The sequence below is a fragment of the Cohnella sp. OV330 genome (assembly GCF_900112065.1).
Classification (GTDB): domain Bacteria; phylum Bacillota; class Bacilli; order Paenibacillales; family Paenibacillaceae; genus Cohnella.
Window position 1 is genome coordinate 1 of record NZ_FOKE01000028.1, and the last position, 1,764, is coordinate 1,764.

The following is a 1,764-nucleotide window of genomic DNA, read 5'->3' on the forward strand; positions in this document are numbered from 1 at the left end:
CCTCGGTAAAATGTAGTTTTCTCACGAATGCTCGCTTATTCGCAGGATCTCTCCCATGGATAAATCGCTATCCGGATAGAAGGGGCTTTGTACCGTCAAATTCGGCAACCGAAGCGTATGCGGGAACAGAAGGGGCGAGGTTTCGCTCCTCTTTTTACTGCTCTGCTGCACGCTGCTCCACATGACCTCCGGAGGCTTTCACTCCCATTTCTCGACGGGTCGATGCCCTTTCATTCCTTCGTTACGCCTATCCGGTGGGTGGAGGCCGGTTATCCTAACGGTACGGGTCTGTGCCCTTTTGCGTAATGCAATCCGGTACTCCGTGCAATCTTGAGATCCTGCGAATAAGCCAATTTTCGTGCCAATGAGAAACGTTTAAGCAGTTTGTTTTAGAGGAAGAGCTCGATTTGGTTCGTAAGCTTCACCGCTTTGAGCAATGGCAACCAATAGGCGTGCCAGCCTGCCGCAAAGCTTCATCACAGAGCGCATCGGCTTCATGCTTTTCGTCTTTACATTCATTTCGTGCTGTCGTTTAAACGATTCATCGTTCATGATGAGGGCCATGGTTGCCATGAACAGGGCATGCCGAAGTCTCGGTCGGCCTCGTTTGCTAATGGACATCTGGCCTTTCCACTTGCCTGAGCTCGCTTCAGCCAGGTTAAGTCCGGCATGCCGCAGCAACGCATTGCCATGCGCATAACCACTGAGGTCGCCAGCTTCACCAAGAATGCCGGCGACAGCGAGGGTACTCAAGCCCTTTATCGCCAGCAGGGGCTTTGCTAGTGGGATCCGGGCCAGTGCATTTGCCACTTCATCCTCGATGACCTGCAGCTGCTCCGTAGCCAGATCATATTCGGCAAGCAACTGTTGCAGGTGAAGCTTGTAGGCCTTCTCGGCATGCTTGGCGCCAACTGAGCACGCTGCTAGCGCCAGCAGCTCGCCAGCTCTTCGTTCACCGCTGTGCCGCTTCATGACCGTCTTCCAGCCCTCGACTACCTGGCGAACGGTGAGTTTTTGAAGGTCGGCAGGCGTTGGGAAGAGACGCAATGTAGCCAGTGCCCCGGCGCCAATGAGGTGCTTGTATACCTGCCGCAGCTCCGGGAAAACGATGTCGACCCAGCGGTGGATCTGGTTCTTGGCGCTGACGAGGCGATGAACGATAGTCTCCCGGTTTGCCATGAGCACACGCAATTCCATGAACACTTCACTGGATTCCTTGATGAGGGTGTAGTAGCCGTTTTTCACCATGTCGGCGATAACAAAGGCATCTTTGATGTCGCTTTTGGAAGGTGTATTGTCGCGGTTCTCCTTGTTCTTTTTGACGAGATGAGGATTCACCAACACGACCTCGAGGCTGCGGCTTTTAAGCCAGGCAGCGAGGCTAAGCCAGTAGTGGCCAGTGGGTTCCATACCGATGATGGCGTCGTTTAATTGGTGCGTCTCCTGCAGATTTTTCATCCATTGCAGCAGTAGGCTGAAGCCGGCGTCGTCGTTGGAGAAGTGAAGGGGAGTGCCGAGCAGAATCCCTCGGAAGTTGACGGCGCGAGCAACGTGAGATTGCTGGGCGATGTCGATACCGACGACCAGATGCTGGGTTGAAATGCGTTCGAGCAGTTGATTTTGTTTGGCTTGGGCTTTAAACTTCAAGATAGAGCGACCTCCTTAAGATGGCTAAAGGGCTATGACCCGTGACTAACCCATCTTACCGGGGGCGCTCGTTTTTATGCAAAGCGCAAAATTAACGCTCTACAGGAATCCTAACGG

At 53.5% G+C, this 1,764-nt stretch carries 1 protein-coding gene; it reads right to left on the minus strand.

All coding sequences use genetic code 11. The features are described from left to right. Positions 1 to 375: 375 nt before the first annotated feature. Positions 376 to 1,647: an IS110 family RNA-guided transposase gene (locus BM235_RS31520; protein WP_090118231.1), complete on the minus strand. Its 1,272-nt coding sequence runs from the start codon at positions 1,645 to 1,647 to the stop codon at positions 376 to 378. Positions 1,648 to 1,764 lie beyond the last annotated feature (117 nt).